This is a genomic window from Bradyrhizobium aeschynomenes, assembly GCF_013178945.1.
Classification (GTDB): Bacteria; Pseudomonadota; Alphaproteobacteria; order Rhizobiales; family Xanthobacteraceae; genus Bradyrhizobium; species Bradyrhizobium aeschynomenes.
This window is the reverse complement of sequence record NZ_JABFDM010000007.1, coordinates 235,116-262,045: the sequence shown is the minus strand read 5'-3', so window position 1 is coordinate 262,045 and position 26,930 is coordinate 235,116. Positions and strand designations below refer to the sequence as shown.

Sequence of the window (26,930 nt, the reverse complement as noted above, 5' to 3'; positions counted from 1 at the left end):
GACAAAATTTTGAGCAGGAGCGACACTCCGGCAACCCACACATGTGCCGTTCCTGGCTGCATGCTCCGTAGTTAGATGCCGCTAGGTTGCGAGGAGTGCAACAAAGCAGGAGGCGTCCCAGCGACGATATTCGACGTACCGACACAACTTCATATTATGACATGTTCGTCGATGATTGCGACGATCTCATGCGCGAGCAATATTCGACCCACCGCGCGTCTCACTGCATCAATGAAGCCTATCATTTGCGAGAGTAGGTCTCTGGCATGAGCTCATTGAAAATGATCAAGAGCTGAAGATGCCTTGAACGTCACAGTCGATTACGTCTCTGACAACCTCATCGACCGCAATTGCCTTTTGTTCTCGTGTCGCAGGGCTATCACAAATGGCGGCAGCCTCCGCGGCTCGCCACTTTTGTCATTTCGCGCTGCAACGTTGCCAATCGAACGAATTGAGCGCAGGCTCTCACCAAGCATCAGCCGCATCAGGGGAGAGACGCATGAAAGAGCCGGGACTCGATGGCCGCCACCGGGACAAGGATGGCGAGATCAGCAGGAAGCACGGCAACACGCTGGTTGGCACGCTGCGCAAGATCTACGGCAAGTCGTTCGCGGCCGGCTATTCGGATGCCGACAAGCTCAGCGACGTGTTGATTCAGCTCAACGAGACGTCGCTAAGCCAGCTGCGCCGGGATCACGGCACCGGGCATCTGGAGCACAAGCTCAAGGAGGCCTCGAATTAGTCGAGCCATTCTGACGGTGGCGGGACGCAGGTCGGAGACGCTGGGCGCCGGCGCCGGTGGGACGCGCCCGCTTTGCTCCGCCATCGGCTGACAACTGCTGCACCGCGCAGACTTGGGGTCACGTGAATATTTTCGATTGCGGGAATTGGCAAGACAACGTCGAGATTCCGGGCTCAAGGCCTGCGGCCTTGCCCCGGAATGACGTGGGTGTGATGCAGACGGTGCGCGGGCACGCTGCGGATGGGTGACGAACGTCGGAAGCCCCGTGCACTGAGCTTTCCGACGCTGGGTGAGACCAGCTGAAGAGTCCTACTTCCCCATGCTCCCCGCCTGGTTGGTGCCGGGGCCGACATTGCCCTGGCTCGACGAGGTCGAATCGCGGCCGGACTTCATGCTGCTGCCGGTGGTCTGCATGTTGCTGCCGGTGGTCTGCGACGAGGTCGTGGGCGTCGCGGCGTTGTGCTTCTTGGAATTCTTGGCTTGCGCGGCGAGCGGCACGGCGGCGAGGCTGACGGCAACGAAGGTGGCAATGGCGAGTTGCGTTGTCTTCATGGAAAGGGTCTCCATCGGGTTGAACGGCACGCTTGGCCAACCCGGCCGGGACATCACCGTTCCTGCGGGCGGATCAAGCGTTGTTGTCCGAAGTCGACCGCGTGCGTGAAGGTGCGATGCAGTGGCGTCAGGCCGGTGCTTGCACCGGCGCGGCGGCCTGCTGCGGCGCGGGCCTGGGGAACGGCCTGAACGTCATCATCATCAGGACGGCGCCGAGGCCCATCACCCAGGAGCCGACATAGAGCCAGGTGTAGCTGGCGAAGCTGTCGTAGATCAGGCCGCCGGCCAGGGGCCCTGTCGCCATGCCCAGGCTGCCGGCCATCGCCGTGCCGCCGATCACGGTGCCCATGATGCCCAACGGGAAGTTGTCGCGCGCGATCGCGGCGTAGAGCGGCATGGTGCCGGCATAGAGGAAGCCGAACGTCGCCGCGACGGCATAGAACGCGGCAAGGTCGCGCACCACCACATAGGCCAGCGCACCGAACGCCTGGGCGAGCAGGCCGAGCACCAGCACGCGCTTGGCCCCGAAGCGGTCGCCGAGCAGGCCGAAGGCGATGCGGCCGCCGAGCCCGGCGAGCCCCTCGATGCTGTAGATCGTCACCGCTGCCATCAGCGGGATGCCGCAGGTGACGGCATAGCTCACGGTGTGGATGATCGGGCCGGAATGGGTGGCGCAGCAGAAGAAGTTGGTGGCGAGCAGGATCAGGAACTGCGGCGAGCGTAGCGCCGCTGATCGCGTCATCTCGGCCGGCGCGGCGTCGGGCCCAGCCGCGAGGACGGCGCCGGGCGCCGACAGGGGCGGACGGCCGACCAGCAGCGAGGTGGGGATCATGATCGCGGCGACGACAGCGGCGATGCACTGCATCGCGGTGCGCCAGTCATAGGTCGAGACGAGCCAGGCCGCGAGCGGCGACATCGTCATCGGCGCCACGCCCATGCCGGCCGACACCAGCGAGACCGCGAGGCTGCGATGGGTGTCGAACCAGCCGGTGACGGTCGCCATCACCGGCGGGAAGATCGCCGCCGTCGCGACGCCGGCGATCAGGCCGAACAGCAACTGGAACGCCAGCAGCGACGATGTCAGGCTTGCCAGGAGAAGACTGACTGCAAGCAGGGTCGAGCCGATCAGCAGCACGGGACGCGGGCCGATGCGGTCGGACAGCGTGCCCCAGGCCATGCTGGTGCAGGCCATTGCGAGGAAGCCGATCGTCAGCGCGCTGGAAATGCCGGCGACGGACCAGCCGGTCGCGGCGGCCATCGGCTTGAGGAACACCGGCAGCGAGAACAGACCGCCGACGGCGACGCAGCCGAGCACGCCTCCGGCCGCCACGATCACCCAGCGATAGTACGATGTGCTCATCTTGCGTCTCCTGCAGATTTCATCTGGAAGACGCGCCGCCGGTCGCCGGGACGACAGATGCCAGAATGTTTTTCAGCAGGGCTTGCGGAACTCCACCGCAGCGGCGCCGGCTCACACCGGAATCATGCCGTGCTGGCGCTTGGTCTCGGCGGTCTCCTCGGAGACGAGATATTCGATGAAGGCGCGCGCGGCCTCGGCGTGGGCCCCGGCCTTGCACAGCGCCGCGGCGAACACGGTGCCCGGCTGCAGCGCCTCGGGCAGCAGGCCGACGATCTCGATGCCGGGCGCGCCGAGCATCTCGCTGAGCTGCTGGAAGCCGACATCGACGTCGCCGTCGGCGAGCAGCTTTGCGACGGGAATGCCGGGCTTGGCCTGGACCAGGCGGGAGGCCCCCTCGCCTTCCAGGCCCCAGTCGCGGGCGAGCTTTTGCACGTGGGTGCCGCTCGGCCCGGTGGAGATGCCGATCGCCTTGGCGTTCTCCATGGCCTTGCGCACGGCCGCCTCGTCGAGCGGATCGGGCTTCGGGGTGCCCATGCGCACCGCCATGGCCATCGGCGATTCCGCGATCTCGATGATGCTGCCGGAGACGAGATGCCCGTCGGCTTCGAGCTTCTGCAGCGCGTCCGACGCCAGCACCGCGAAGTCGAACGCCTCGCCGGCACGGATGCGCTTGGCGGCGTCGACGCCGCCGACGGATTCGATCGTGATCACCTCGCCCGTCGCCTCCTCATAGGCCGCCGCGAGCTCGGCGAGGATCTGCCGGGTTGCCATCGAGGAAATGCCGGCGGCGGTCACGCTCATGGTGGGCTCCGTTGAACAGGTCACGCGAGGAGCCGGGCATGCCCCGGCTCCTAGCCGATAGGGTAAGCCGCCCGGCGAGGCAAGCCGGAGCGACCCGCCGATTGCAGCAATCGGCCCCCTCAATCGCCGCTCGGCGGGGCCAGCGGCTGGACGATCTCCTGGAACGGCGGCAGCGCCTCGCAGCGGGCGGCGTGGGCGGCCAGCGCCGGATGGCGCGCCGCATCGAACAGCTGCGGGTGGGCTTCGCGCGTGAAGCGCAGCACGCAGGCGACGGCGATGTCGGCGTGGCCGATCCGTTCGCCATGCCAATAATCCGTCGTGACGGCCGCGCGCTCGGCCTCGAGCATCACGAGCACGCCGGAGATCTGGGCCTCGCAGCGCGCGACCCACAGCGCCAGGCGATCCTTGCGCAGCACGCGCTCGTAGATCAGGCTGACGGCCTTGTCGCCCAGTCCGGTGGCGAGCGCGATCGTATGCAGCTGCTTGCGGCGGAGCGCGCCACCGCGCGCGATCATGGCGCGGTCCGGGCCCACGGTCTCGTCGAGATGATCGAGGATCGCCGCCGAATCGATCAGCGCCTCGCCGTCGTCGCGCACCAGCACCGGGACGCGCAGCAGCGGATTATACGGTGCGATCTTGTCGGCGTCGCCGAAGGTCGACCACGGCCTGTGCTCGAACGGAATGCCGTAGAGCTTCAGCGCGATCGCCGTGCGGCGGACGAAGGGCGAGTCGTATTGGCCGATCAGGAACATGGGGAATCCCTCCAATGCGCTGCATTGAAGCGTCAATCGGATGCGTTGTCAGCCGGCAAGTTCAGTCGATCAGCGGCACATGCGCGGCGACATCGCGCGGCAGGATGCCGTCGAGGCGCGGGTCGGGAGCGATCTCGACCTGGCGCCGATAGGGGCGAAAGCCGGCGCGCTGGTAGAACGCCAGCGCGCGCGGATGGTCGAAGCTGCAGGTGTGGACCCAGAGCCGGCTGAGCGGCCGCGCCCAGGCGCGGCGCAGCGCGTGGTTCATCAGCAGCCGGCCGGCGCCGGTGCCGATCAGCTTCGCGGTGACGCCGAACAGCACCAGCTCGCACTCGTTCTTCCTGCGGAAGTCGAGCTCCAGCAGGGCCTCGTCGCCGCCGTCATGCGCGAGCGTCGTGATCTCGACGCCATCGGCGCGAATGCTTGCCGCAAGCTCGGCGTCATTCATCCGCAGGCGCTGCGACCACAGCCATTCACGGCCGACGCGCGTATAGAGGTCGCGGTACCAATCCAGACCGGGCTGCGCGACCCGGCGAATGGTCCAGTCGCCGACCGGATCGGGCGGCAACACCGGCGCCGCCAGCATCTCGAGCGAGGTGACGACGGCGGCGATCTTGCCGGGCGGGACGTCGAAAGTGCCGTCCGGAATGGTCATGAGGAGTCCCATCTGTTTGTGCCTTCCGCACATGCGCTTGCCGGAAGTGCGGTGGAGGAGCGTGAGGTGTGCCGATTCTGAGAATGTCAGAACTTTCCGTCAAAGACAGGGGTTCATGACCGGCTCGCGCGGGTTCGCGAGGAGCTTCTTCACCGAGGCCCGCAGCTGCTCGGGAGCAATGCTGCGGAAGCGCTCAAGATCAGAACTTCGGCAGTGATTTTGGAGTCCCCGTGCCTGCCCTCGCGCGATATCCGCCGAAGCAGCGCGGCGCTTGAACTCCTCCAGCATCGCTCGTGTCGGCTTCAAGGAGGAGTTCGCCAGGATGAATTCGTCTATGGCGACGATCGCCTCATCGATTGCATCGTCGGTCGATCGTCGAGGCAGTTCACACATCGCCGTTTGGGCCTGGATGGAAAGATAGATTGACCAGGCGCATAAGACTGCGCCGCCGCCACTCTTGTCGACTTCGAACTGCTTTGGCCCAAGCACCATTTTCTCCTCACCGCGCGACGGCGCGGTGAGGAGAAAAGATCCGACCAGGACCACGAGCATGTGAAAGGGTGAGAAAACGGGATGCGGAATCGAGACCTCCATCCAGCCAGTGACGCCGATACAAGCCCGCGCATCACAGCATGGTTTCTTGTCGCCCCCTACTCGCCTTCGTCGCTCGCCAGCACGCCCTTCACGGCGCGGGCCCAGCCGGCGAGCTTGCGCTGGCGGGTCGCGGTGCTCATCGCCGGCTTGAAGCGGTGCTCGAGCCGCCAATTGTCGGCGAATTTTTCCGGCTCCGGATACACGCCGGCGTGGAGGCCGGCGAGATAGGCCGCGCCGAGCGCCGTCGTTTCCTGGATCATCGGACGGTCGACCGGCGCGTCGAGCAGGTCGGCGAGGCGCTGCATGGTCCAGTCCGACGCCGTCATGCCGCCGTCGACGCGCAGCACGATCGTCGCCGCCGACGCATCCGGCCAGTCGGCGCGCATCGCCGCCCACAGATCGTAGGTCTGGTAGCAGACGCTCTCGAGCGTGGCATGCGCGAGCTCGGCAGGCCCGGTGTTGCGGGTCAGGCCGAACAGCGCGCCGCGCACACGCGGATTCCAATACGGCGCGCCGAGGCCGACGAAGGCCGGCACCAGGTAGACCGACTGCATCGAGTCCGATCTGTCGGCGAGCGGGCCGGTCTCCGCGGCGTGCCTGATGATGCCGAGGCCGTCGCGCAGCCACTGCACCGCCGAGCCGGCGACGAAGATCGAGCCTTCGAGCGCATAAGTGCGCTCACCGTTCAACTGATAGGCGATGGTCGTCAGCAGCTTGTTGTTCGACTTCACCGGGGTGGCGCCGGTGTTGAGCAGCGCGAAGCAGCCGGTGCCGTAGGTCGACTTCATCATGCCTGGCGTGAAGCAGGCCTGTCCGATGGTCGCGGCCTGCTGGTCGCCGGCAATGCCTGCGACCTTGATCGGGCCGCCGAACAGGTCGGGCGTGGTGGTGCCGAAATCGGCCGAGGAATCCTTGACCTCGGGCAGCATCGAGCGCGGCACGCGGAACAGCTCGAGCAGCGCATCGTCCCACACGCCGCCGTGGATATTGAACAGCAGCGTGCGCGAGGCATTGGTGGCGTCGGTCGCATGCACCTTGCCGCCGGTGAGCCGCCACAGCAGATAACAGTCGACGGTGCCGAACAGCAGCTCGCCACGCTCGGCGCGCTCGCGCGCGCCCGGCACGTGGTCGAGAATCCAGGCCACCTTGGTGCCGGAGAAATAGGGGTCGATGATCAGGCCGGTCCTGGCGCTGACGGCCGGTTCGTGGCCTTCTGCTTTAAGTCGCGCGCAGATGTCGGCGGTGCGGCGGTCCTGCCAGACGATGGCGCGGTGGACGGCCTGGCCGGTGGCGCGGTCCCACACCACGGTGGTCTCGCGCTGGTTGGTGATGCCGATCGCGGCGATGTCCCTGGCCGTCAGCCCCGCCTTCTCCAGCGCGTCGCGGCAGGTCATCACGGTCGAGGTCCAGATGTCCTCCGGCTCGTGCTCGACCCAGCCCGACGCCGGGAAATGCTGCGGGAATTCCTGCTGCGCCACGGCGGCGATCGAGATGTCTGAGCGGAACACCATCGCGCGCGAGGACGTGGTGCCCTGATCGATGGCCAGCACGAAGGACATGGGGTTTCTTCCCGGGCAGTTGACGACATTGGGCCGACAAGCAAGCGGATTGGGAGGGCAAGGTCAAGGTGGTCGAGGCGTGCGCCACCTGCGCGTTGGAGCGGCAGTCGAGTCCGCTGCGCATGACTGCGCCCTCTCCCCTTGTGGGAGAGGGCTACACCGACGCCAGCCGCACATTCGCTCGGGTGAGGGGCTGGCGCCACAATCGCGCTTCGAGTTTGCGGAGAGAGACCCCTCACCCGGTTGCGCTTCGCGCAACCACCCTCTCCCACAAGGGGAGAGGGTGCAGTCGTCGTGTTGAAAGACCTTACACTGCCGCCGTGGTCACGCCGCCATCCACCACGATGGTCTGCCCCGTCATGAAGGTCGAGGCGTCCGAGGCGAGATAAGCCACTGCGCCGGCGATCTCGTGCGGCTCGCCGATGCGGCGCAGCGGCGTGGTCGCGCAGCGCTGCTTCAGGCGGGCCTCGTCTTCCCACAATGCGCGGGCGAAATCGGTCTTGATCAGGCCCGGCGCGACGCAATTGACGCGCACGCCCTGCGGGCCCCATTCGCCGGCGAGGCTGCGGCACAGCGCGAAGTCGGCCGCCTTGGAGATTCCGTAGGCGCCGATCACGGTGGAGCCGCGCAGGCCGCCGATCGAGGAGACGATGACGACCGAGCCTTTGCCGCGCGCGGCCATCGGCGGGATCGCCTTGGCGCAGAGCCAGAGATTGCTCTTGACGTTGGAGGCCATGATCTTGTCGAAGGCCTCGTCGGTGATGTCGAGCAGCGGACCGTAGTAGGGATTCACCGCTGCGTTGCAGACGAGGATGTCGACCTGGCCGTAATGCTTGACGGCGCCGTCGATCAGCGCGTCGACCTCTGCGCGGCGCGAGATGTTGCAGGGAATGACGTGGGCGTCGCCGCCATGGGCGCGGATGCCGGCTGCGACCTCCTCGCAGGCGTCCGCCTTACGGCTGGAGATCACGACCTTGGCGCCGAGCTGCGCCAGCAGTTCAGCCGACGCGCGGCCGATGCCGCGGCTCGAGCCGGTGACGACGGCGACCTGGCCGGCGAGGTTGAAGGGGTTGGGGGGCATGTTCTGTTTCCTCCGTCATGTCCTCACACTCCGCCGTCATCGCCCGGCTTGACCGGGCGATCCAGTACGCCGCGGCGGCTGTGATCAACGCGACGTCTCTGGAATACTGGATGCCCCGCTTTCGCGGGGCATGACAGTCGTCTTCATCACTTCGAGATTCCGGGTTCACGCGCTTGCGCGCGTGTCCCGGAATGACGTCGTGTGGTCAGATTAAGCCGCCGGCCTCGCTGACGCGGCGCATGTGGTAGTCGGTATCGCCGAAGGTGCTCTCGATCATGGTGAGGCGCTTGAAGTAGTGGCCGATCTTGGCCTCCATCGTCATGCCGATGCCGCCATGGAGCTGGATCGCCTGTTGGCCGACGAACTTGGCCGATTTGCCGATCTGCACCTTTGCGGCCGCGATCGAGGTCGCACGCTCCTTGGCGTCGTCGAAATCGGCGGCCATGGTGGCGAACATCGACATCGAGCGGGCCTGCTCCAGCGCCACGAACATGTCGGAGGCGCGGTGCTGCAGCGACTGGAACGAGCCGATCGCGACGCCGAACTGCTTGCGCGTCTTGATGTACTCGACCGTGGTCTTGAGCGACTCGTCCATCAGGCCGACGGCTTCGGCGCACAGCGCGATGCGGGCCTCGTCGACGACGCGCTCGATCAGCGGCAGCGCATTGGCCGGATCGCCGATCGCGGCATCGCTACCGACCTCGACACCGGTGAAGGTGATGTCGGCGGCATGCAGGCCGTCCTGAGTCGGATAGCCCTTGCGGGTGACGCCCTTCGCGTCAGCCGGCACGATGAACACGCCAATGCCGGACCTGTCGCGCTGGCCGCCGGCCGTGCGCGCGGTCACGATCAAGGTGTCGGCATTCTCGCCGTTGAGCACGACGAACTTCTCGCCGTCAATGACCCAGCCGTCGCCCTTCTTCTTGGCGGAGGTGGCGACATCGAACAGGTCGTAGCGCGACTGCTTCTCGAGCTGGGCGAACGCGAATGTCTTGCTGCCGTCGATGATGCCCGGAAGATGCGCCGTCTTCTGCGCCGCCGAGCCGCCATGGCGGAGGAAGCCGCCCGACAGCACCACCGTCGCGAGATACGGCTCGAGCACGAGCGCCCGGCCCATCGCCTCCATCACGATCATGGTCTCGACGCCGCCGGCGCCGAACCCGCCGTCTTCTTCCGAGAACGGCAGACCGAGCAGGCCCTGCTCGGCGAGCTTGGACCAGATCCCCTGGCTCCAGCCGCCCTTCTCCTTCATGTAAAGCTTGCGCTTGTCGAAATCGTAGGCATCCGCCAGCAGGCCGTCGATGCTGTCCTTGAGGAGGCGCTGCTCCTCGGTGAGATCAAAATCCATTGGTTGACTCTCCAGTATCCCCATTCTCCGTCATGCCCGCGCTTGTCGCGGGCATCCACGTCGTGCCCGCCGGGGCTACGCGTGGATGGCCGGGTCAAGCCCGGCCATGACGGCGTGCGTTGTCGAGGCGCTGCGGCTCATAAGGTCAAAGCCCCAGCACCGCCTTGGCGATGATGTTGCGCTGGATCTCGTTGGAGCCGCCGTAGATCGAGACCTTGCGGTTGTTGAAGTAGCTCGGCGCGATCTGGGCGGTCCAGTCCATGGTCTCGTTGCTGTCGTCGTCGCCATGGACGTCGTAGGGCGCGGCGAACGGACCGATCACCTCCATCAAGAGCTCGGTCGTGGTCTGCTGGATCTCGGAGCCCTTGATCTTCAGCACCGAGGACGCCGGGTTGGGCTTGCCCTTGCCGTGTTTGCCCTCGTCGGCGACGACACGGAGCTGCGTCAGCTCCAGCGCCTTCAGCTCGACCTCGCAGGCCGTAAGCTTCTCGCGGAACGACGGATCTTCCAGGACGGGGCGGCCGCCGGCTTCGATCTTGGCGGCGAGCTCCTTGATGCGGCGGATGCGCTCCTTGGAGACGCCGACGCGGGCAATCCCCGTGCGCTCATTGCCGAGCAGGAATTTCGCGTAGTCCCAGCCCTTGTTCTCCTCGCCGATCAGGTTCTCGATGGGCACTTCGACGTCGTCGAAGAACACCTCGTTGACCTCATGGCCGCCGTCGATGGTCTGGATCGGACGCACGGTGACGCCCTTCGACTTCATGCTGAAGACGATGAAGGAGATGCCCATCTGCTTCTTGGCGGAGGGATCGGTGCGGCACAGGCAGAAGATCATGTCGGCGTGCTGGGCGAGCGTGGTCCAGGTCTTCTGGCCGTTGATGATCCACTTGTCGCCGCGGCGCTCGGCCTTGGTTTTCAGCGAGGCGAGGTCGGAGCCGGAGCCCGGCTCGGAGAAACCCTGGCACCACCAATCGTCGACATTGGCGATGCGCGGCAGATATTTCTTCTTCTGCTCCTCATTGCCGAAGGTGTAGATGACCGGACCAACCATGCTGACGCCGAAGGCGAGCGGCTGCGGCGCCGGATAGGCCTGCAGCTCCTCGTTGAAGATGTAGTGCTGCACCGAGGTCCAGCCGGTGCCGCCATATTCCGTCGGCCAGTGCGAGACGCCCCAGCCCTTCTTGTTGAGGATGCGCCACCAGGTCACCATCTCGTCCTTCGACAGATGACGGCCCTCGACCATCTTGCGGCGCGTCTCCGCGGGCACGTTGTCCCTGAAGAACGCTCGCACTTCCTCGCGGAACGCCTGCTCTTCCTTCGTGAATGCAAGATCCATTGGATCCTCCCGTTAGTATCTCGATCGTTCGTTTCGTCGTCCCGGCGAAAGCCGGGACCCATAACCACCGGCTGTCGTTGGGAGCACAGGCATCTGCCACCGTGCCTCAAGCAACATCACGCGGTATGGGTCCCGGATCTGCGCCCGCAAGCGCGTTGCGCTTGCGGGCTTGTCCGGGACGACACCTGTTTGAAATGCCGCGCGAGGTTCGCGCGGCATTTCAAGTTTATTACTGCAGCACCTCGAACAGGCCGGCGGCGCCCATGCCGCCGCCGACGCACATGGTGACGACGGCGTATTTGGCCTTGCGGCGGCGGCCTTCGATCAGCGCGTGGCCGGTCAGGCGCGCGCCCGACATGCCGTAGGGATGGCCGACCGAGATCGCGCCGCCATTGACGTTGATCTTGTCGGGATCGATGCCGAGCTTGTCGCGGCAGTACAGCACCTGCACGGCAAATGCCTCGTTGAGTTCCCACAGGCCGATGTCGTCGACCGTGAGGCCATGACGCTTCAGCAGGCGCGGCACGGCGAAGACCGGGCCGATGCCCATCTCGTCGGGCTCGCAGCCATGCGCGACGAAGCCGCGGAAGATGCCGAGCGGCTGCAGGCCGCGCTTGGCGGCGGTGGCGTCGCTCATGATCACGCAGGCCGAGGCGCCGTCGGACAACTGGCTGGCATTGCCAGCGGTGATCGAGAAGCCGTCGCCGCGCACGGCCTTGAGGCCGGCGAGGCCTTCAGCCGTCGTCTCCGGGCGCGGACCTTCGTCCTGAGACAGCGTGATGTCCTTGAACGAGACGTTGCCGGTGGCCTTGTCGGTGACCGCCATCTTGGTGCTGATCGGCGCCAGCTCGTCGTTGAACTTGCCGCCCTGCTGCGCGGCAGCAGTCCGGCGCTGGCTCTCCAGCGCATATTCGTCCTGGCGCTCGCGCGAGATGCCGTAGCGCTTGGCGACGATTTCGGCGGTGTCGATCATCGGCATGTAGACGTCGCCCTTGATCTCGAGCAGCGCCGGATCGGTGGCCTGGAAGCTGTTCATCTTGTCGTTCTGCACCAGCGAGATCGACTCGCCGCCCCCGCCGACCGCGATCTCGACGCCGTCGAAGATCACCGAGCGCGCCGCGAGCGCGATCGCCTGCAGGCCGGAGGCACACTGGCGGTCGATGGTCGTGCCGCCGACCGACACCGGCAGGCCGGCGCGCAGCAGCGCCTTGCGCGCGATGTTACCGCCGGTCGAGCCCTGCTGCAGGGCCGCGCCCATCACGACGTCCTCGACCTCGGCCGGATCGACCTTGGCGCGCTTGACGGCCTCGCCGATGGCGTGGCCCAGCAGCGTGGCGCCGCCGGTGGCGTTGAGCGCGCCGCGATAGGCCTTGCCGATCGGCGTGCGGGCGGTGGAAACGATGACGGCATCGGTCATGGGCGACCTCCTGTTGTTGTTAGTGGTGTTGGCTGTGAGATGTGGATGATTGCTGCTGGCGCAATTCGTGGCGCGACAATTTACCGACCGGCGTGCGCGGCAGCTCGTCGACGAACTCGACCGCCGCCGGCAACTCATGCTTGCCGAGCTTGCCGGTGAGGAAGGTGCGGAGCTCCTCGACCGGGAACGGAGCGAAGCCGTCGCGCAGCTTGATGAACGCCTTGGCCGCCTCGCCGCGATAGGCATCGGGAATGCCGATCACGATCACCTCCTGAACGGCAGGATGGGTGTAGATGGCCTGCTCGATCATCTGCGGATAGACGTTGAAGCCGCCGGAGATGATCATGTCCTTCTTGCGGTCGACCAGAAAGTAGAAGCCATCGGCGTCGACATAGCCGATGTCGCCGGTCAGGAAATGGTCGCCGACGAAGGACTGCGCGGACTCTTCCGGCCGGTTCCAATAGCCCTTGGTGACGTTCGGCCCCTTGACGCGGATCTCGCCGACCTCGTTGATGCCGAGCACCTTCGAGGGATCCTCGAGCGACACGACGTCCATCTCGATGCCGGGCAGCGCGATGCCGATCGAGCCCGGCTTGTCCGGCCCCTCCTTGGGATGGCTGGTGCCGGGCGAGCAGGTCTCGGTCATGCCCCAGCCGCTCTTCAGCTTCATGCCGACGCGGCGCTCCAGGATGCGTGCGACCTCGACCGGCAGCGGCGCGCCGCCCGAGCCGACGCTGGTCAGCGACGACAGATCGCGCTTGTCGAGATCGGGCAGGTTGGCGATCGCGATCCACATCGTCGGCACGCCCGGGAAATAGGTCGCGCGCTTGACCTCGATATCGCGCATCACGGCCTCGAGATCGAAACGCTGATGCAGCGAGACCAGGCTGCCGATGCGCAGCGCGGTCAGCAGCACGACGGTCAGCGCGTAGATGTGGAACAGCGGCAGCACGCAGATGACGCGGTCGCCGCCGTCATGCTGGGTCCGCGTGGCGCGGCTCCAGATCTCGATGATCGAGACGGCGGAGGTGAGATTGCCATGCGTCAGCATCGCGCCCTTGGGCAGGCCGGTGGTGCCGCCGGTGTATTGCAGAAGCGCGATGTCGTCGGGCGAGATCGCAGGCCACGCGGCCGGCGCTACCGCGCCGTCTGCGAAAGCGCGATGCGTGATCACGGCGGAGTTGTCGGGCAGTGCCGTCTGCGGCGTGCCGACCTTGCCCCAATGATCATCCTCGCAGACGATCAGCCGGTCGAGCAGGCCCTTCGCCAGGAACTTCAGCGCCATCGGCAGCAGCGCCGACAAATTCGACGTCACCAGGATGCGTGCGCCGGAATCGCTGAGCTTGTGCGACAGCGCGATCTCGCCGTCGAGCGGCGACAGATGCACGACACGGGCGCCCGCCTTGAGCGCGCCGAAGAAATTGATCGGATGGTCCGGCGAGTTGCCGAGGAACAGCGCGATCGAGGCCCCCTTGCCGAAGCCGGCGCGCAGGAACGCGGCTGCGGCCTGATCGACCAGAGTTGATAGCTCCTTGAAGCTGATCGGTCGATCGCGGAATTCGAGCGCATGGCGGTCGCCGAAATCGTTCACCGACTTCGCCAGCAGATCCGGCAAGGTGCCGCGCGCGATCGGCATGTCCCAACGGATGCCTTCGGGATAGAACTGTTCGCCGGGATGGGTCATGCGCCGACTTGCCTGCCTCAAATGATGCTGTCATTCCGGGATGCGCCGCGAGGCGCAGGCCCGGAATCCATGCTCCCGGTCGTAGCTCTGGATTCCGGGCTCGCGCTCCGCGCGCCCCGGAATGACCATGTGGAGAGAGCAGGCCGCCTCAAGCGGCCTTCCCCTGCGCCAGCGAGGCAAAGGTCTTGCCTTCGTCCGCGAGCTGCTTCAGCAGCGGGGCCGGCTCCAGCGACGGGTCGTTGGTCTCCTTCGCGTAGAACGCCAGCCGCTCGGCGATGTGCTTCAGGCCGACGCTGTCGGCCCAGTACATCGGGCCGCCGCGATAGATCGGCCAGCCATAGCCATACAGCCAGACCACATCGATGTCCGACGGACGCGCGGCGATGCCCTCGGCGAGGATCTTCGCGCCCTCGTTGATCATCGGATACATCATCCGCTCGAGGATCTCCTCGTCGCTCACGTTGCGGCGCTTGAGGCCGAGCTTGGCGAGCGTCTCGTCGATCAGCTTCTCGACGTCCGGATCCGGCAGCGGCGCGCGCGAGCCGGTCTCGTATTTGTAATAGCCCTTGCCGGTCTTCTGGCCGAAGCGGCCGGCTTCGCACAGCGCGTCCGCGATCTCGCTCTTGATGCCACGGTCCTTGCGCGAGCGCCAGCCGATGTCGAGGCCGGCGAGATCGCCCATCGCGAACGGCCCCATCGGCATGCCGAACTTGGTGACGACCGCGTCGACCTGCTGCGGGAGCGCGCCTTCGAACAGCAGCTTCTCCGCCTGCTTGCCGCGCTGCGCCAGCATGCGGTTGCCGACGAAGCCGTCGCAGACGCCGACCACCGCCGGCACCTTGGCGATCTTGCGCGCGATCGACACCGCGGTGACGAGCGCGTCCGGCGCGGTCTTCTCGGCGCGCACGATCTCGCACAGCTTCATCACGTTGGCCGGCGAGAAGAAGTGCATGCCGAGCACGTCCTGCGGACGGCTGGTCTCGGCGGCGATGGCGTCGATGTTCAGATAGGAGGTGTTGGAGGCCAGCACCGCGCCCGGCTTGGCGTACTGATCGAGCTTGCCGAAAACTTCCTTCTTCACCGCCATGGTCTCGAACACGGCCTCGATGACGAGATCGGCGTCCTTGACGTTCTCCAGACCGACCTTGCCGTCGATCAGCGCCATGCGCTTGGCCGGCGCATCCGCCGGGATGCCGCCGCGCGCAGCAGTGGCTTCCCAGTTCTTCTGCATGATGCCCATGCCGCGCTTCAGCTGCTCCTCGGCGGTCTCGATCAGGGTGACCGGGATGCCGGCATTGGCGAACGACATCGCGATGCCGCCGCCCATGGTGCCGGCGCCGATGATGGCGACGCGCTCGACCTTGCGGCCCTTGGTGCCCTCGGGCACGCCGGCGATCTTGGCCGCCTCGCGCTCGGCAAAGAACGCATAGCGCTGCGCCTTCGACTGGTCGCTGGCGACGAGCTTGAGGAATCCCTCGCGCTCGCGCTTGAGGCCTTCGTCGAACGGCAGATCGATCGCGTAGCCGACGGCGTCGGCCGCCGCGAACGGCGCCTCAAGTCCGCGCGACTTTTTGGTGATCGCAGCCACCGCATTGGTGAAGATCGAACGATCGGCCTTGGCTGCGGCGATCTTCGAATCGTCATCCCGCAGCTTGCGCAGCGGACGGTTCTCCGCCACCACCTTGCGCGCAAAGTCGACACCGCCGGACGCCGGCCCCTCGACGATCTCCTCGATCAACCCAGACTTGAGCGCCTCTGCAGCGCCGATCGGGTCGCCGCCGACGATCATCTTGACCGCGAGCTCCGGACCGACCGCACGCGGCAGGCGCTGCGTGCCGCCGGCGCCCGGCAGCAGGCCGAGCTTGACTTCGGGCAGGCCGAGCTTCGAGTCCTTGGTGGCGACACGATAATGACAGGCCAGCGCCACTTCGAGGCCACCACCGAGCGCCGTACCATGGATCGCCGCGATCACCGGCTTGGGGCTGTTCTCGATCGTGCTCAAGACGTCGTTGAGCGCTGGCGGCTTCGGCGGCTTGCCGAACTCCGTGATATCGGCGCCGGCAATGAAGGTCCGCCCGCCGCAGGTCAGCACGATCGCCTTGATTGCGGGATCGTCGATCGCCGCCTTGACGTTGTCCAGGATGCCGCCACGGACTGCGGCACTCAGCGCATTGACCGGCGGACTGTCGATGGTGACGATGCCGATGATGTCATGACGATCAAGCTTTGCCACTTCGCTCACGCTAGGCTCCTTGGGATGTCGTTTCTTTGCGGCCGGTTAACGTCCCGGCCCATTCTTGGCTCTTCATTTGCGCAGAGTATCAGCCGTGCTTGCGTCTACCCGCTGCCGAACATCAATTCCGCAGTGCGAAATCTAATTCCACATCTTGACAGCCAGGGTTATTTTGAAGCACGAGCGTTGTCAACGAGGCTCATCAATCAACAGCCGATGACATGAAACGCCCAGGGAAGAAAGCTGCGACCGATCGCAACTTCGTCGTTGCGTTGTCGCGCGGCCTCGAAGTGCTCAGGGCTTTCCGGCCCAATGACGGCCTGCTGGGCAACCAGGAGATCGCCGCGCGCACCAACCTGCCCAAGCCGACCGTGTCGCGCCTGACATACACCCTGACCAAGCTCGGCTACCTCACTCCCGTTCCCCGCTTCGAGAAATATCAGCTCGCACCGTCCGCGCTGCTGCTCGGCTATGCCGCGCTCGCCAATCTCGGCGTGCGCCAGCTGTCGGAGCCGTTCCGCGAGCAGCTGATGCGCGAAACCGGCGGCGCGGTGGCGATCGGCGGCCGCGACCGGCTCAGCATGATCTATATCGGCCAGAGCCGGCACGGCGTGGTCAATGTCGAGCTCGACGTGGGCTCGCGCATTCCTATTGCGACGACCGCGATGGGCCGGGCATACCTCTGGGCCCTGCCCGAGGAGGAACGCACTGTCCTGATGCGCGAGATGCGCGAGCATTACGGCAACCGCTGGCCCAGGATTCGCGACGGCATCGAGCGCGCCGGTGAAACCGTCGCCAGGCACGGCTTCACGATCTCGGCCGGCGAGTGGCAGGACGACGTCCACGCCGTTGGCGTCGCGCTCAGGCTCAACGATGGAACAGGTCCCTACGCGATCAATTGCGGCGCGCCTGCATTCCGCTTCACGGAAGAGCGTCTGCTGACCGACATTGGACCTCGTCTCGTCGCGATGGTAAGGAAAATCGAAGCAGCGCTTGGCGGACTCGCGCCGCAAACTAATCAGACGAATACTCAGACGAGCCAATCGTCTCACAAAGAACCCAATAAAAAGCCGAAGCCAGGAGGAAAAGTTGCCCGTGTTGCCGAGGGTATCAGATAGCCTGCATCATCGCGGTCGGCTGGCGCCGCGTCCGTCCCTGAATGATTTCGGGAGGGGCGAGACGAGATGACGCAGGCACAACTCGCCCAAACTGACGCCCCGCTGCTCGCGGTTCGCGACGTCAGCGTCGTGTTCGGCGGCATCGTCGCGCTGAACGGCGTGTCGTTCGACATGCAGAAGGGCCAGATCCTCGGCCTCATCGGCCCGAACGGCGCCGGCAAGACCACGCTGTTCAACTGCCTCAGCCGGCTCTATCAGCCGAGCTCGGGCGACATCCTGATGGAAGGCCACAGCATCCTGAAGCGGCCGCCGCACCGCATCGCCGAGATCGGCATCGGCCGCACGTTCCAGAACGTCGCGCTGTTTCCCAATCTGTCGGTGCTCGACAACGTTCGCGTCGGCACGCATGCGCGCACCTCCAGCGACATCATCTCGGATTCGCTGCGGCTCGCCTGGATCCGGCGCAGCGAGACCTCGGTGAACACCAAGGTTCACGAGATCCTGGCCTATCTCAACCTCGAGGAGGTCGCGCACAAGACCGTGTCCGGCCTGCCGTTCGGCACGCAGAAGCGCGTCGAGCTGGCGCGCGCGCTCGCCGCCGATCCGAAGATCCTGCTGCTCGACGAGCCCGCCGGCGGCCTCAATCACGAGGAAGTCCATGTGCTCGGGGACCTGATCCGCCGCATCCGCGACGATCGCCACGTCACTGTGCTGCTGGTCGAGCATCACATGGGTCTCGTGATGTCGATCGCGGACCATGTGGTGGCGCTGAACTTCGGCCGCAAGCTCGCCGAGGGCACGCCGGCCCAGGTGCAGGCCGATCCCGACGTCATCAAGGCCTATCTCGGGAGCAAGGATCAATGACGGCGCTTCTCAACGTCAAGGACCTGCGCGCCTATTACGGCCAGGTCCAGGCCCTGCACGGCCTCTCCTTCTCGCTCAATGAGGGCTCGCTGACGACGCTGCTCGGCGCCAACGGCGCCGGCAAGACCACCACGCTGCGCGCGATCTGCAACATGGTGCGCTCGACCGGGGCGATCGAGTTCGAAGGCAAGCCGCTGAACAACAAGTCGACCGAGAGCATCGTGCGCTTCGGCATCGCGCATGTGCCGCAGGGCCGCGGCACCTTCACCAACATGACGGTGGAGGAGAACCTGCAGCTCGGCGCCATCACCCGCGGCGACAAGGCGGCCATCGTCGCCGACATCGAGCGGATGTACTCCTACTTCCCGAAGCTCAAGGAGCGTCACACCCAGCAGGCCGGCACGTTGTCCGGCGGCGAGCAGCAGATGCTGGCTGTGGCCCGCGCCCTGATGCTGCGTCCGCGGTTGATGCTGCTCGACGAGCCGTCGTTCGGCCTGGCGCCGCTGGTGGTCCGCGATCTCTTCGGCATTCTCGGCAGGATCAATCGCGACGAGAAGGTGTCGATCCTCGTCGTCGAGCAGAACGCGCAGCTCGCGCTGGAGCTCGCCGACCAGGCCTATGTGATCGAGACCGGACGAATCGTCATGTCGGGCGCGGCCGCAGACATCGCGAACGACGAGAACGTCCGCAAATCATATCTGGGCTACTAACGGAGGCGGGACGATGGAACTCTTCACCAACCAGGTCCTGGCCGGCATTGCGACGGGCGCGATCTACGCCTGCATGGCGCTCGCCGTCGTGATGATCTACCAGGCCATCGACCATCTCAACTTCGCGCAAGGCGAGATGGCGATGTTCTCCACGTTCATCTCGTGGCAGCTGATGCAATGGGGCCTGCCCTATTGGGTCGCCTTCGTGGTGACGCTGGCCTTCTCCTTCGCCGGCGGCATCGCCATCGAGCGCGTGCTGTTCAAGCCGCTGACCAAGGCGCCGATCCTGACCCAGGTCGCGGGCTTCATCGCGTTGTACTCGATCATCAACTCGTTTGCCGGACTGACCTGGGACTTCACCATCAAGCAATATCCGACGCCGTTCGGCTCCTCGCCCTTCCTCGGCAGCCAACTGATCTCGACGCACCAGGCGGGCATGATCGGCATCACTCTGCTGCTGCTGACCGGCCTGTACTTCTTCTTCCAGTACACGAGGGTCGGGCTCGCCATGCGCGCGGCGGCCGCGGTGCCCGAATCGGCCCGGCTGGTCGGCATCAACACGTCCTGGATGATCGCGCTCGGCTGGGGCATGGCGGCGGCGATCGGCTCGATCGCCGGCATGCTGATCGCCCCGGTCGTGTTCCTCGAGCCCAACATGATGGGCGGCGTTCTGATCTACGGCTTCGCCGCGGCCGTGCTCGGCGGCCTCACCAGCCCGTTCGGCGCGGTGCTCGGCGGCTTCCTGGTCGGCATCTTCGAGAATCTGGCCGGAACATACATCCCGCATGTCGGCAACGAGATGAAGCTACCGATCGCGCTGGCGCTGATCATCTCCGTCCTGGTCATCAAGCCCGCCGGCCTGTTCGGCCGCAACATCGTGAAGCGAGTCTGATCATGAGCGCAGTCGAGGAAATCGCGTCCCAGACGCCTGCGGTCCAGGCCGTGCCGAAGCGGGCCATGACACTGAGTGCCGGAACGGCCTTTGTGATCGTGCTGCTGCTGCTGGTCGTGCCGCTGTTCGTCAAGAACTTCATCATCTTCCAGATGACGATGCTGCTGATCTACGGGCTTGCCGTACTGGCGCTCAACATCCTGACCGGAGGATCCGGCCAGTTCTCGCTCGGCAACAGCGCGTTCTACGCCATCGGCGCCTATACGTCGGCGATCCTGATGGAGCAGTACAACGTCAACTACGCGCTGACCCTGCCGGTCGCGGGCGTCATCTGCTTCGGCGCCGGCTTCCTGTTCGGCCAGCCGGCGCTGCGGCTGTCGGGCGTGTATCTGGCACTCGCCACCTTTGCGCTCGCCACCGCCATGCCGCAGATCCTCAAGCTCGGCTTCTTCGAGCACTGGACCGGCGGCGTGCAGGGCCTGGTCGTCACCAAGCCGGACGCGCCGTTCGGCCTGCCGATGTCGCAGGACATGTGGCTGTACTACTTCACGCTGGCGATCACGATCGCGATCTACGTGTTCTCGGTGAACCTGTTGCGCTCGCGCTCCGGCCGGGCCTTCATGGCGATCCGCGACAACGAGATCGCAGCCTCCGCCATGGGCATCGACGTCGCCACCTACAAGACGCTGGCGTTCGGCGTCAGCGCCGGCATCACCGGCGTCGCCGGCGGGCTGGGCGCGATCGCGGTGCAGTTCGTGGCGCCGGACAGCTATACGATCACGCTGGCGATCTCGCTGTTCCTCGGGATGGTGGTCGGCGGCGTCGGCTGGCTGCCCGGCTCGTTCGTCGGCTCCGCCTTCATCATCTTCGTTCCCAACATCGCCGAAGGGATCTCCAAGGGCCTGTCCGGCGCGGTGTTCGGCGTGCTGCTGTTCCTCGTCATCTTCCTCGTGCCGCACGGTTCGCGGCAGGTGGCGATGGTGGCCCAGCAGCTGCTCGGCAAACTCAGAAAGAACTAAGGAGGAAATCTTGCAGGTCGTTCAACAACTACGAATCGCCGCGCTCGCCACGGCGGTCATCGCCCTCACCTCGGGCGGAGCTCTGGCCCAGAAGAAATACGACACCGGCGCATCGGACACGGAGATCAAGATCGGCAACATCATGCCCTATAGCGGCCCTGCGTCCGCTTACGGCGTGATCGGCAAGACCGAGGAAGCCTACTTCAAGAAGATCAACGCCGAGGGCGGCATCAACGGCCGCAAGATCACCTTCGTGAGCTATGACGATGCCTACTCGCCGCCCAAGGCCGTCGAGCAGGTGCGCAAGCTGGTCGAGAGCGACGAGGTGTTGTTCGTCTTCAACCCGCTCGGCACGCCCTCGAACTCGGCGATTCAGAAATATCTGAACGGCAAGAAGATTCCGCAGCTGTTCGTCGCCACCGGCGCCACCAAGTGGAACGACCCGAAGAACTTCCCGTGGACCATGGGCTGGCAGCCGAGTTACCAGAGCGAGGGCCGCATCTATGCGAAGTACCTCCTCAAGGACAAGCCGGGCGCCAAGATCGGCGTGCTGTTCCAGAACGACGATTTCGGCAAGGACTATCTCAAGGGGCTGAAGGACGGCCTCGGCGACAAGGCCGCGTCGATGATCGTGCTGGAGGAGAGCTATGAGACCTCCGAGCCCTCGATCGACGGCCACATCGTCAAGCTGAAGGCCTCCGGCGCCGACACCTTCTTCAGCGTCACGACGCCGAAGTTTGCGGCGCAGGCGATCAAGAAGCTCGCCGAGATCGACTGGCACCCGCTGCACATTGTCGTCAACGTCTCGGCCTCGGTCGGCAGCGTCATCAAGCCGGCCGGATTCGAGAACTCGCAGGGAATCCTGTCCGCCGCCTACGCCAAGGACGCTGCTGACGCGCAGTGGGCGAACGATCCCGGCATGAAGAAGTTCACCGAATTCCTCGCGCAGTACTATCCCGACGCCAACAAGCTCGACAGCTCGACCGTGTACGGCTATGGCGCGGCGCAGACCTTGGTGAAGGTGCTGCAGATGTGCGGTGACGACCTGACCCGCGCCAATGTGATGAAGCAGGCCGCGAGCCTGAAGGACTTCACGCCCGATACGTTGCTGCCAGGCGTCAAGATCAACACCTCGGCCACCGACTTCGCGCCCATTGAGCAGCTCCAGATGCAGCGCTTCAAGGGCGAGAAGTGGGAGCTGTTCGGCGAGGCGATCAGCGGCGCCATCGAGTAATCGCGCATCGCCGCAGAAAGCGGTGCCGATCTTCGACTGGCCCTCCGTGCCATCGGCACGGAGGGCCTTTTCATTGGCTGCGCGTCATGGCCGCGAGCGGGGAGCCAGCACCGCCTTGCTTATCTCAAGATGTTCTTGCAAAGCACGCACCCGCTGAGATTGCGCCACTCTCTCGCATGTGCACATGCATAAGGCCCCGAAGCGTACCGCGAAAACACGGACCGTGCCGTGATGTCGCAACCACGCCGCACCAGCTCTGCTATAGTTCCCGGCACAATGAGAGCTTCCAACAAGGAAGCCGCAGCACGCCATCAACAAGGACACGGGAGAGAACGCACCATGATGATCACGCGAAGAGCCGCCCTCGCCTCTGCGGCCGCCATCGTCCTCGCTTCGAGCGGCGCAATCGCAGCCGACAAGAAGTACGACACCGGCGCCTCCGATACCGAGATCAAGATCGGCAACATCATGCCTTATAGCGGGCCGGCCTCGGCCTACGGCATCATCGGCAAGACGGAGGCGGCCTACTTCAAGAAGATCAACGCCGAAGGCGGCGTCAACGGCCGCAAGATCAACTTCATCTCCTATGACGACGCCTACTCGCCGCCGAAGACGGTCGAACAGGCGCGCAAGCTCGTCGAGAGCGATGAGGTGCTGTTCATCTTCAACTCGCTGGGCACGCCGCCGAACTCGGCGATCCAAAAGTACATGAACTCGAAGAAGGTCCCGCAGCTGTTCGTCGCCACCGGCGCCACCAAGTGGAACGACCCAAAGGACTTCCCGTGGACCATGGGCTGGCAGCCGAACTACCAGAGTGAATCGCGGATCTACGCCAAATACCTGCTGAAGGAGAAGCCGGACGCCAAGATCGCGGTGCTGTATCAGAATGACGATTACGGCAAGGACTATCTGAAAGGGCTGAAGGACGGGCTTGGCGCCAAGGCCGCGTCGATGATCGTCATGGAGGAGAGCTACGAGACGGCCGAGCCCTCGATCGACAGCCACATCGTCAAGCTCAAGTCCACCGGCGCCGACGTCTTCATGAACATCACCACGCCCAAGTTTGCGGCGCAGGCGATCAAGAAGATCAAGGAGATCGATTGGAAGGCACTGCACCTGCTCAACAACGTGTCCGCCTCGGTCGGCAGCGTGCTGAAGCCGGCAGGCTTCGAGAACTCGCAGGACATCATCTCGGCCGCCTATCTGAAGGACGTCTCCGATCCCCAGTGGAAGGACGATCCCGGGATGAAGCAGTTCCTCGACTTCATGGCCAAGGAGTTCCCGGAGGGTGACAAGCTCGACGGCGGCACCGTCGTCGGCTACGCCGTCGCGCAGACCCTCGTACAGGTCCTCAAGCAGTGCGGTGACGATCTGACCCGCGCCAACGTGATGAAGCAGGCAGCATCCTTGCGCAACTTCCGCACCGAGATGCTGCTGCCGGGAATTACGATCAATACCTCGGCGACCGATTTTGCGCCCGTCAGCCAACTGCAGCTGATGCGATTCAAGGGCGAGAAGTGGGAGCTGTTCGGCGACGTGATCTCGGCCGACGTCGGCGGCTGACGGTCCGACGAATTCGAACCGGATCTCCTGCGGCGTCACGCCGCAGGAGATCGCCTCCGCACAGCTCGATCGTCTTTGCCAAGCATTTCTTAAGCTAGGAGCTCAAAGGACGGCGGTCATGCATTCGCTGCAGTTACGTGTCGCGTGCTGCTGCGCTATTGGGACTCGTCTGGAGTGAAACGAGTCGCCCGTCTCACGGGCGGATCCAACAACAAGGCCAATCTCCAAGGCCGAGAAGGAACCCCATTGCGATGACCACCATCCTCACCCGCCGCACCGTGTCCGGCCTGCTCGGCCTCGCACTGGCCGGCGCCGCTACCGGCAGCGCCTATGCCGACAAGAAATACGACACCGGCGCCAGCGACACCGAGATCAAGATCGGCAACATCGTGCCCTATAGCGGCCCGGCCTCGGCCTATGGCTCGGTCGGCAAGGCGATGACGGCCGTGTTCAAGAAGGTCAATGACGAGGGCGGCATCAACGGCCGCAAGATCAACTTCATCTCCTATGACGACGCCTACTCGCCGCCCAAGACGGTCGAGCAGGCGCGCAAGCTGGTCGAGAGCGACGAGGTGCTGTTCCTGTTCGGCGTGCTCGGCACCGCGCCCAATACGGCGATCCAGAAATATCTCAACGCCAAGAAGGTGCCGCAACTGTTCGTCGCGACGGGCGCGACCAAATGGAACGAGCCCAAGACCAATCCGTGGACCATGGGCTGGCTGCCGAGCTACCAGTCGGAGGCGAGGATCTACGCCAAATATCTCACCGCGCAGCAGCCGACCGGCAAGATTGCGGTGCTCTACCAGAACGACGACATGGGGAAGGACTATCTCAAGGGCCTCAAGGACGGCCTCGGCGATTCCTCCCGCCTGGTGCTGGAGGAGAGCTACGAGATCGCCGAGCCGACGGTGGAGTCGCACATCGTCAAGATGAAGTCGGCGAACCCCGACATCGTCGTGTTGTTCACGACGCCGAAGTCCGGCGCCCAGGCGATCAAGAAGCTCGGCGAGATGAGCTGGAAGCCGCTCACGATCATCTCCAACGTCAGCGCCTCGACGGCGGCCGTGATGCGCCCGGCCGGCGTCGAGAATTCGCAGGGCGTGATTTCCGCCGCCTACGCCAAGGATGCCTCCGATCCGCAATGGGCCAATGACCCAGGCCTCGGCGCGTTCCGCGAGTTGCTCGCCAAATATCTGCCGGAAATCAACCCCGTGGATTCGTCGGCGCTGACCGGCTACAACATCGCCACCACGATGGTCGAGGTGCTGAAGCGATGCGGCGACGAACTGACCCGCGCCAATGTCATGAAGCAGGCGGCAAGCCTGAAGCAGTTTGCGCAGGGCGGGCTGCTGCCCGGCGTCACGCTGACCACAGGTCCCGACGATTTTCAGCCGATCGAGCAGCTGCAGCTGATGCAGTTCAAGGGCGAGCGCTGGCAGCTGTTCGGCGAGGTGATGAGCGGCGAGCTGAAATAGGGTCTGTGCGGCACGCGGGCGGCGCCGCATGACCAGCCGCCGTCCGCTGTTGCGTGCGATCTTCGACGCCGCGGTCGCCGCGGCGCATCCCGACGTTGTGCTGCCGGGCTTCCTGCCGGCGGCTCCCAAGGGGCGCATCATTTGTCTTGCTGCGGGCAAGGGAGCGGCGGCGATGGCGGTCGCGGCCGAGCGGCATTATCTGGACACGCTCGGGTTTGATCCCGCGAAACTGACCGGCATTGCAACCACCCGCCATGGCCATGGCGTGCCCAGCCGCCGGGTGAAGGTCATTGAAGCCGGCCACCCGATGCCGGACGAGGCGGGTCTCAAGGCGGCGGACGATACGCTGCAACTAGCCGCGACTGCCGAGGCCGACGATCTGATGCTGGTGCTGATCTCCGGCGGCGGCTCGGCGAACTGGGTGGCACCTGCCAATGGCGTGAGCTTTGCGCAGAAGCAGCAGCTGACCCGCGCGCTGCTGCGCTCGGGCGCGCCAATCGGCGAGATGAACGTGGTTCGCAAGCATCTGTCGCGCATCAAGGGCGGTCGGCTCGCCCGCGCCGGGCACAAGGCCGAGATCGTGACGCTCGCGATATCCGACGTGCCGCACGACGATCCATCGGCCATCGCTTCCGGCCCCACCGTGCCGGATCCGACCACGCTGGCCGACGCCCGCGCGATCGTCGCCAAATACAAACTCGAGGTCGACCCGGCGGTCGCCCGGGCGCTCGAGGATGCCGCCAATGAGAGCTGCAAGCCCGGCGATCCCGCCTTTGCCCGCGCTTCTTTCGAGCTGATCGCACGGCCCGCCAGCTCGCTGGAAGCGGCCGTGGCCAGCGTCAAGGCGGCGGGCTACGACGTGCTGGACCTCGGCGCCGACCTCGAGGGTGAGGCCCGCGAGGTCGCCGCCGATCACGCCAAGCTGGCGCGCGAGGCCCGCGCGCTCAGCCGCCGCATGGCGATCATCTCCGGCGGCGAGCTCACCGTCACCGTCCGCGGCCAGGGGCGCGGCGGGCCGAACCAGGAATATGCCCTGGCGCTCGCCGACCTGCTCAAGGACATGGACGGCGTGGCGGCGCTGGCCGGCGACACCGATGGCGCCGATGGCGGCGGTGGCAGCGCCTCCGATCCGGCCGGCGCGCTGGTCGATGCCGAGGTCATCGCGGCGATGCGGACGCTGAAGCTGGATCCGCAGGCCTTTCTCGCCAACAACGACGCCACTGCGTTCTTCGCAGCCACCGGCGGCCTGCTGCAGACCGGACCGACGCTGACCAACGTCAACGACGTCAGGGTGATCCTGGTCGACTGAGGGCGCCCGCGCCTTCAGAACTCCTCCGCGATCTTGGTCAGCATCGCCAGCAGCGCCTCGCGGCCATCAGGGCCGAGCAGCTCGTTCAGCCGCGCCTCGTGCTTCGAGACCACCAGCTTCTTGGCGCGGGCCAGCACGGCATGGCCCTTCTCGGTCAGCATCAGGATGTGGGAGCGTCGGTCATTGGCCGAGCGGACGCGGGTGCAGAGGTCGCGGCTCTCCAGGCTGTCGAGCAGGGATACGAAGTTCGGCCGGAGGATGCCGAGCGTATTGGCGATCTCGGTCTGGTTGCGCCCGGGATTGGCGTCGAGCAGCAGCAGCACGGAGAACTGGGCGGGCGTCAGCTGCAGCGGAGCGACGCAGTGCAGGAAGTCCTCGAAGACTTTCAGCTGCGCCCGTTTCAGCACATAGCCGAGCAGATCCGACAGCTCACCGAGCTGGACCGCTTGCGTCTCGTCGGCCGCTACGGCAGCTTCCTTGCGGCCTTCCCTCCTGCTGACGGGTTTGGCGCTATCGGCCATCACGGTCCGCCACATTCATCGCATTTGCTTCCATCCCTGGTCTCGAATGCCGCAGCCGGAACAGCGGTCTTGAGATTATAATCGATAATTGTTATCCACTATATCAAACAC

24 protein-coding genes are annotated in these 26,930 nt (G+C 65.4%); 10 read left to right on the top strand and 14 right to left on the bottom strand.

The window, feature by feature from the left end:
• The first annotated feature begins 499 nt into the window (after positions 1 to 499).
• Positions 500 to 742, top strand: coding sequence for a hypothetical protein (locus tag HL666_RS21655; RefSeq protein ID WP_172183482.1), 243 nt, complete (start codon positions 500 to 502; stop codon positions 740 to 742).
• Positions 743 to 1,051: 309 nt separating this feature from the next.
• Here the strand turns inward: HL666_RS21655 and HL666_RS21650 are convergent, their stop codons facing one another.
• From HL666_RS21650 to HL666_RS21590, 13 genes are all read right to left on the bottom strand, one after another.
• The gene (locus HL666_RS21650; RefSeq protein ID WP_172111483.1) at positions 1,052 to 1,294 is read right to left on the bottom strand and encodes a hypothetical protein; all 243 of its coding nucleotides are present in this window, start codon (positions 1,292 to 1,294) and stop codon (positions 1,052 to 1,054) included.
• Positions 1,295 to 1,421: 127 nt separating this feature from the next.
• Positions 1,422 to 2,654 carry an MFS transporter gene (locus HL666_RS21645; protein WP_172183480.1) on the bottom strand — a complete coding sequence of 411 codons (1,233 nt, stop codon included), beginning with the start codon at positions 2,652 to 2,654 and terminating at the stop codon, positions 1,422 to 1,424.
• A gap of 111 nt (positions 2,655 to 2,765) precedes the next feature.
• Positions 2,766 to 3,455: a substrate-binding domain-containing protein gene (locus tag HL666_RS21640; RefSeq protein WP_172111485.1), complete on the bottom strand. Its 690-nt coding sequence runs from the start codon at positions 3,453 to 3,455 to the stop codon at positions 2,766 to 2,768.
• Positions 3,456 to 3,574: 119 nt separating this feature from the next.
• Entirely contained in the window at positions 3,575 to 4,207 is a 633-nt protein-coding gene (locus tag HL666_RS21635; RefSeq protein WP_172183479.1) for a glutathione S-transferase family protein, read from the bottom strand.
• A gap of 61 nt (positions 4,208 to 4,268) precedes the next feature.
• The gene (locus HL666_RS21630) at positions 4,269 to 4,862 is read right to left on the bottom strand and encodes a GNAT family N-acetyltransferase (protein WP_172183684.1); all 594 of its coding nucleotides are present in this window, start codon (positions 4,860 to 4,862) and stop codon (positions 4,269 to 4,271) included.
• A 99-nt stretch (positions 4,863 to 4,961) separates the two neighbouring features.
• Complete coding sequence (locus HL666_RS21625) at positions 4,962 to 5,456, bottom strand: hypothetical protein (protein ID WP_172183478.1); 495 nt, start codon at positions 5,454 to 5,456, stop codon at positions 4,962 to 4,964.
• 56 nt (positions 5,457 to 5,512) lie between these two features.
• The gene (gene glpK, locus HL666_RS21620; RefSeq protein ID WP_172183476.1) at positions 5,513 to 7,015 is read right to left on the bottom strand and encodes a glycerol kinase GlpK; all 1,503 of its coding nucleotides are present in this window, start codon (positions 7,013 to 7,015) and stop codon (positions 5,513 to 5,515) included.
• A gap of 307 nt (positions 7,016 to 7,322) precedes the next feature.
• Positions 7,323 to 8,096 (bottom strand): SDR family NAD(P)-dependent oxidoreductase, encoded by a 774-nt coding sequence (locus tag HL666_RS21615; protein WP_172111490.1) that lies wholly within the window; start codon positions 8,094 to 8,096, stop codon positions 7,323 to 7,325.
• A 205-nt stretch (positions 8,097 to 8,301) separates the two neighbouring features.
• On the bottom strand, positions 8,302 to 9,444 hold the full coding sequence (gene pimD / locus HL666_RS21610; RefSeq protein WP_172111491.1) for a pimeloyl-CoA dehydrogenase small subunit: 1,143 nt from the start codon (positions 9,442 to 9,444) through the stop codon (positions 8,302 to 8,304).
• A gap of 145 nt (positions 9,445 to 9,589) precedes the next feature.
• Positions 9,590 to 10,780, bottom strand: a complete 1,191-nt coding sequence (pimC, locus tag HL666_RS21605) for a pimeloyl-CoA dehydrogenase large subunit (RefSeq protein WP_172183475.1) — start codon at positions 10,778 to 10,780, stop codon at positions 9,590 to 9,592.
• 229 nt (positions 10,781 to 11,009) lie between these two features.
• Positions 11,010 to 12,197 carry an acetyl-CoA C-acyltransferase gene (locus tag HL666_RS21600; RefSeq protein ID WP_172183473.1) on the bottom strand — a complete coding sequence of 396 codons (1,188 nt, stop codon included), beginning with the start codon at positions 12,195 to 12,197 and terminating at the stop codon, positions 11,010 to 11,012.
• Between the two features lie 19 nt (positions 12,198 to 12,216).
• Positions 12,217 to 13,881, bottom strand: coding sequence for a dicarboxylate--CoA ligase PimA (gene pimA / locus HL666_RS21595; protein WP_172183472.1), 1,665 nt, complete (start codon positions 13,879 to 13,881; stop codon positions 12,217 to 12,219).
• Positions 13,882 to 14,029: 148 nt separating this feature from the next.
• Positions 14,030 to 16,123 carry a 3-hydroxyacyl-CoA dehydrogenase NAD-binding domain-containing protein gene (locus tag HL666_RS21590; RefSeq protein WP_172183470.1) on the bottom strand — a complete coding sequence of 698 codons (2,094 nt, stop codon included), beginning with the start codon at positions 16,121 to 16,123 and terminating at the stop codon, positions 14,030 to 14,032.
• Between the two features lie 212 nt (positions 16,124 to 16,335).
• Between HL666_RS21590 and HL666_RS21585 the strand changes: the two genes are divergently transcribed.
• The 9 genes from HL666_RS21585 to HL666_RS21545 all read left to right on the top strand — a co-directional run bounded on the left by HL666_RS21585 (position 16,336) and on the right by HL666_RS21545 (position 26,298).
• Entirely contained in the window at positions 16,336 to 17,232 is an 897-nt protein-coding gene (locus HL666_RS21585; RefSeq protein WP_172183469.1) for an IclR family transcriptional regulator, read from the top strand.
• A 66-nt stretch (positions 17,233 to 17,298) separates the two neighbouring features.
• Positions 17,299 to 18,096, top strand: a complete 798-nt coding sequence (locus tag HL666_RS21580; protein ID WP_172111497.1) for an ABC transporter ATP-binding protein — start codon at positions 17,299 to 17,301, stop codon at positions 18,094 to 18,096.
• Complete coding sequence (locus HL666_RS21575) at positions 18,093 to 18,806, top strand: ABC transporter ATP-binding protein (RefSeq protein ID WP_172111498.1); 714 nt, start codon at positions 18,093 to 18,095, stop codon at positions 18,804 to 18,806. The genes HL666_RS21580 and HL666_RS21575 overlap by 4 nt, the downstream gene beginning before the upstream one ends.
• A 13-nt stretch (positions 18,807 to 18,819) precedes the next feature.
• A complete protein-coding gene (locus HL666_RS21570) occupies positions 18,820 to 19,698 on the top strand; it encodes a branched-chain amino acid ABC transporter permease (protein ID WP_172111499.1) in 879 nt (292 codons plus the stop codon).
• 2 nt (positions 19,699 to 19,700) lie between these two features.
• The gene (locus HL666_RS21565; protein WP_172111500.1) at positions 19,701 to 20,717 is read left to right on the top strand and encodes a branched-chain amino acid ABC transporter permease; all 1,017 of its coding nucleotides are present in this window, start codon (positions 19,701 to 19,703) and stop codon (positions 20,715 to 20,717) included.
• 10 nt (positions 20,718 to 20,727) lie between these two features.
• Entirely contained in the window at positions 20,728 to 21,951 is a 1,224-nt protein-coding gene (locus tag HL666_RS21560) for an ABC transporter substrate-binding protein (RefSeq protein WP_172111501.1), read from the top strand.
• A 339-nt stretch (positions 21,952 to 22,290) separates the two neighbouring features.
• Positions 22,291 to 23,514 carry an ABC transporter substrate-binding protein gene (locus HL666_RS21555; protein WP_172111502.1) on the top strand — a complete coding sequence of 408 codons (1,224 nt, stop codon included), beginning with the start codon at positions 22,291 to 22,293 and terminating at the stop codon, positions 23,512 to 23,514.
• A 251-nt stretch (positions 23,515 to 23,765) separates the two neighbouring features.
• Positions 23,766 to 24,989 (top strand): ABC transporter substrate-binding protein, encoded by a 1,224-nt coding sequence (locus tag HL666_RS21550; protein WP_172183467.1) that lies wholly within the window; start codon positions 23,766 to 23,768, stop codon positions 24,987 to 24,989.
• 28 nt (positions 24,990 to 25,017) lie between these two features.
• On the top strand, positions 25,018 to 26,298 hold the full coding sequence (locus HL666_RS21545) for a glycerate kinase type-2 family protein (protein WP_172183466.1): 1,281 nt from the start codon (positions 25,018 to 25,020) through the stop codon (positions 26,296 to 26,298).
• A 14-nt stretch (positions 26,299 to 26,312) separates the two neighbouring features.
• Here the strand turns inward: HL666_RS21545 and HL666_RS21540 are convergent, their stop codons facing one another.
• Positions 26,313 to 26,819, bottom strand: a complete 507-nt coding sequence (locus HL666_RS21540) for a MarR family winged helix-turn-helix transcriptional regulator (RefSeq protein ID WP_172111752.1) — start codon at positions 26,817 to 26,819, stop codon at positions 26,313 to 26,315.
• Positions 26,820 to 26,930 lie beyond the last annotated feature (111 nt).

Excerpts from the sequence above, each read along its gene's own strand:
- HL666_RS21630 (WP_172183684.1), bottom strand. The coding sequence starts at position 4,862 with ATGACCATTCCGGACGGCACTTTCGACGTCCCGCCCGGCAAGATCGCC.
- HL666_RS21575 (WP_172111498.1), top strand. The coding sequence starts at position 18,093 with ATGACGGCGCTTCTCAACGTCAAGGACCTGCGCGCCTATTACGGCCAG.
- HL666_RS21540 (WP_172111752.1), bottom strand. The coding sequence starts at position 26,819 with ATGGCCGATAGCGCCAAACCCGTCAGCAGGAGGGAAGGCCGCAAGGAA.
- HL666_RS21545 (WP_172183466.1), top strand. The coding sequence starts at position 25,018 with ATGACCAGCCGCCGTCCGCTGTTGCGTGCGATCTTCGACGCCGCGGTC.
- HL666_RS21615 (WP_172111490.1), bottom strand. The coding sequence starts at position 8,096 with ATGCCCCCCAACCCCTTCAACCTCGCCGGCCAGGTCGCCGTCGTCACC.
- pimA (WP_172183472.1), bottom strand. The coding sequence starts at position 13,881 with ATGACCCATCCCGGCGAACAGTTCTATCCCGAAGGCATCCGTTGGGAC.
- HL666_RS21550 (WP_172183467.1), top strand. The coding sequence starts at position 23,766 with ATGACCACCATCCTCACCCGCCGCACCGTGTCCGGCCTGCTCGGCCTC.
- HL666_RS21635 (WP_172183479.1), bottom strand. The coding sequence starts at position 4,207 with ATGTTCCTGATCGGCCAATACGACTCGCCCTTCGTCCGCCGCACGGCG.
- HL666_RS21580 (WP_172111497.1), top strand. The coding sequence starts at position 17,299 with ATGACGCAGGCACAACTCGCCCAAACTGACGCCCCGCTGCTCGCGGTT.
- HL666_RS21655 (WP_172183482.1), top strand. The coding sequence starts at position 500 with ATGAAAGAGCCGGGACTCGATGGCCGCCACCGGGACAAGGATGGCGAG.
- HL666_RS21570 (WP_172111499.1), top strand. The coding sequence starts at position 18,820 with ATGGAACTCTTCACCAACCAGGTCCTGGCCGGCATTGCGACGGGCGCG.
- HL666_RS21645 (WP_172183480.1), bottom strand. The coding sequence starts at position 2,654 with ATGAGCACATCGTACTATCGCTGGGTGATCGTGGCGGCCGGAGGCGTG.
- HL666_RS21585 (WP_172183469.1), top strand. The coding sequence starts at position 16,336 with ATGAAACGCCCAGGGAAGAAAGCTGCGACCGATCGCAACTTCGTCGTT.
- HL666_RS21625 (WP_172183478.1), bottom strand. The coding sequence starts at position 5,456 with ATGGAGGTCTCGATTCCGCATCCCGTTTTCTCACCCTTTCACATGCTC.
- pimD (WP_172111491.1), bottom strand. The coding sequence starts at position 9,444 with ATGGATTTTGATCTCACCGAGGAGCAGCGCCTCCTCAAGGACAGCATC.
- glpK (WP_172183476.1), bottom strand. The coding sequence starts at position 7,015 with ATGTCCTTCGTGCTGGCCATCGATCAGGGCACCACGTCCTCGCGCGCG.
- pimC (WP_172183475.1), bottom strand. The coding sequence starts at position 10,780 with ATGGATCTTGCATTCACGAAGGAAGAGCAGGCGTTCCGCGAGGAAGTG.
- HL666_RS21650 (WP_172111483.1), bottom strand. The coding sequence starts at position 1,294 with ATGAAGACAACGCAACTCGCCATTGCCACCTTCGTTGCCGTCAGCCTC.
- HL666_RS21555 (WP_172111502.1), top strand. The coding sequence starts at position 22,291 with ATGATGATCACGCGAAGAGCCGCCCTCGCCTCTGCGGCCGCCATCGTC.
- HL666_RS21640 (WP_172111485.1), bottom strand. The coding sequence starts at position 3,455 with ATGAGCGTGACCGCCGCCGGCATTTCCTCGATGGCAACCCGGCAGATC.
- HL666_RS21600 (WP_172183473.1), bottom strand. The coding sequence starts at position 12,197 with ATGACCGATGCCGTCATCGTTTCCACCGCCCGCACGCCGATCGGCAAG.
- HL666_RS21565 (WP_172111500.1), top strand. The coding sequence starts at position 19,701 with ATGAGCGCAGTCGAGGAAATCGCGTCCCAGACGCCTGCGGTCCAGGCC.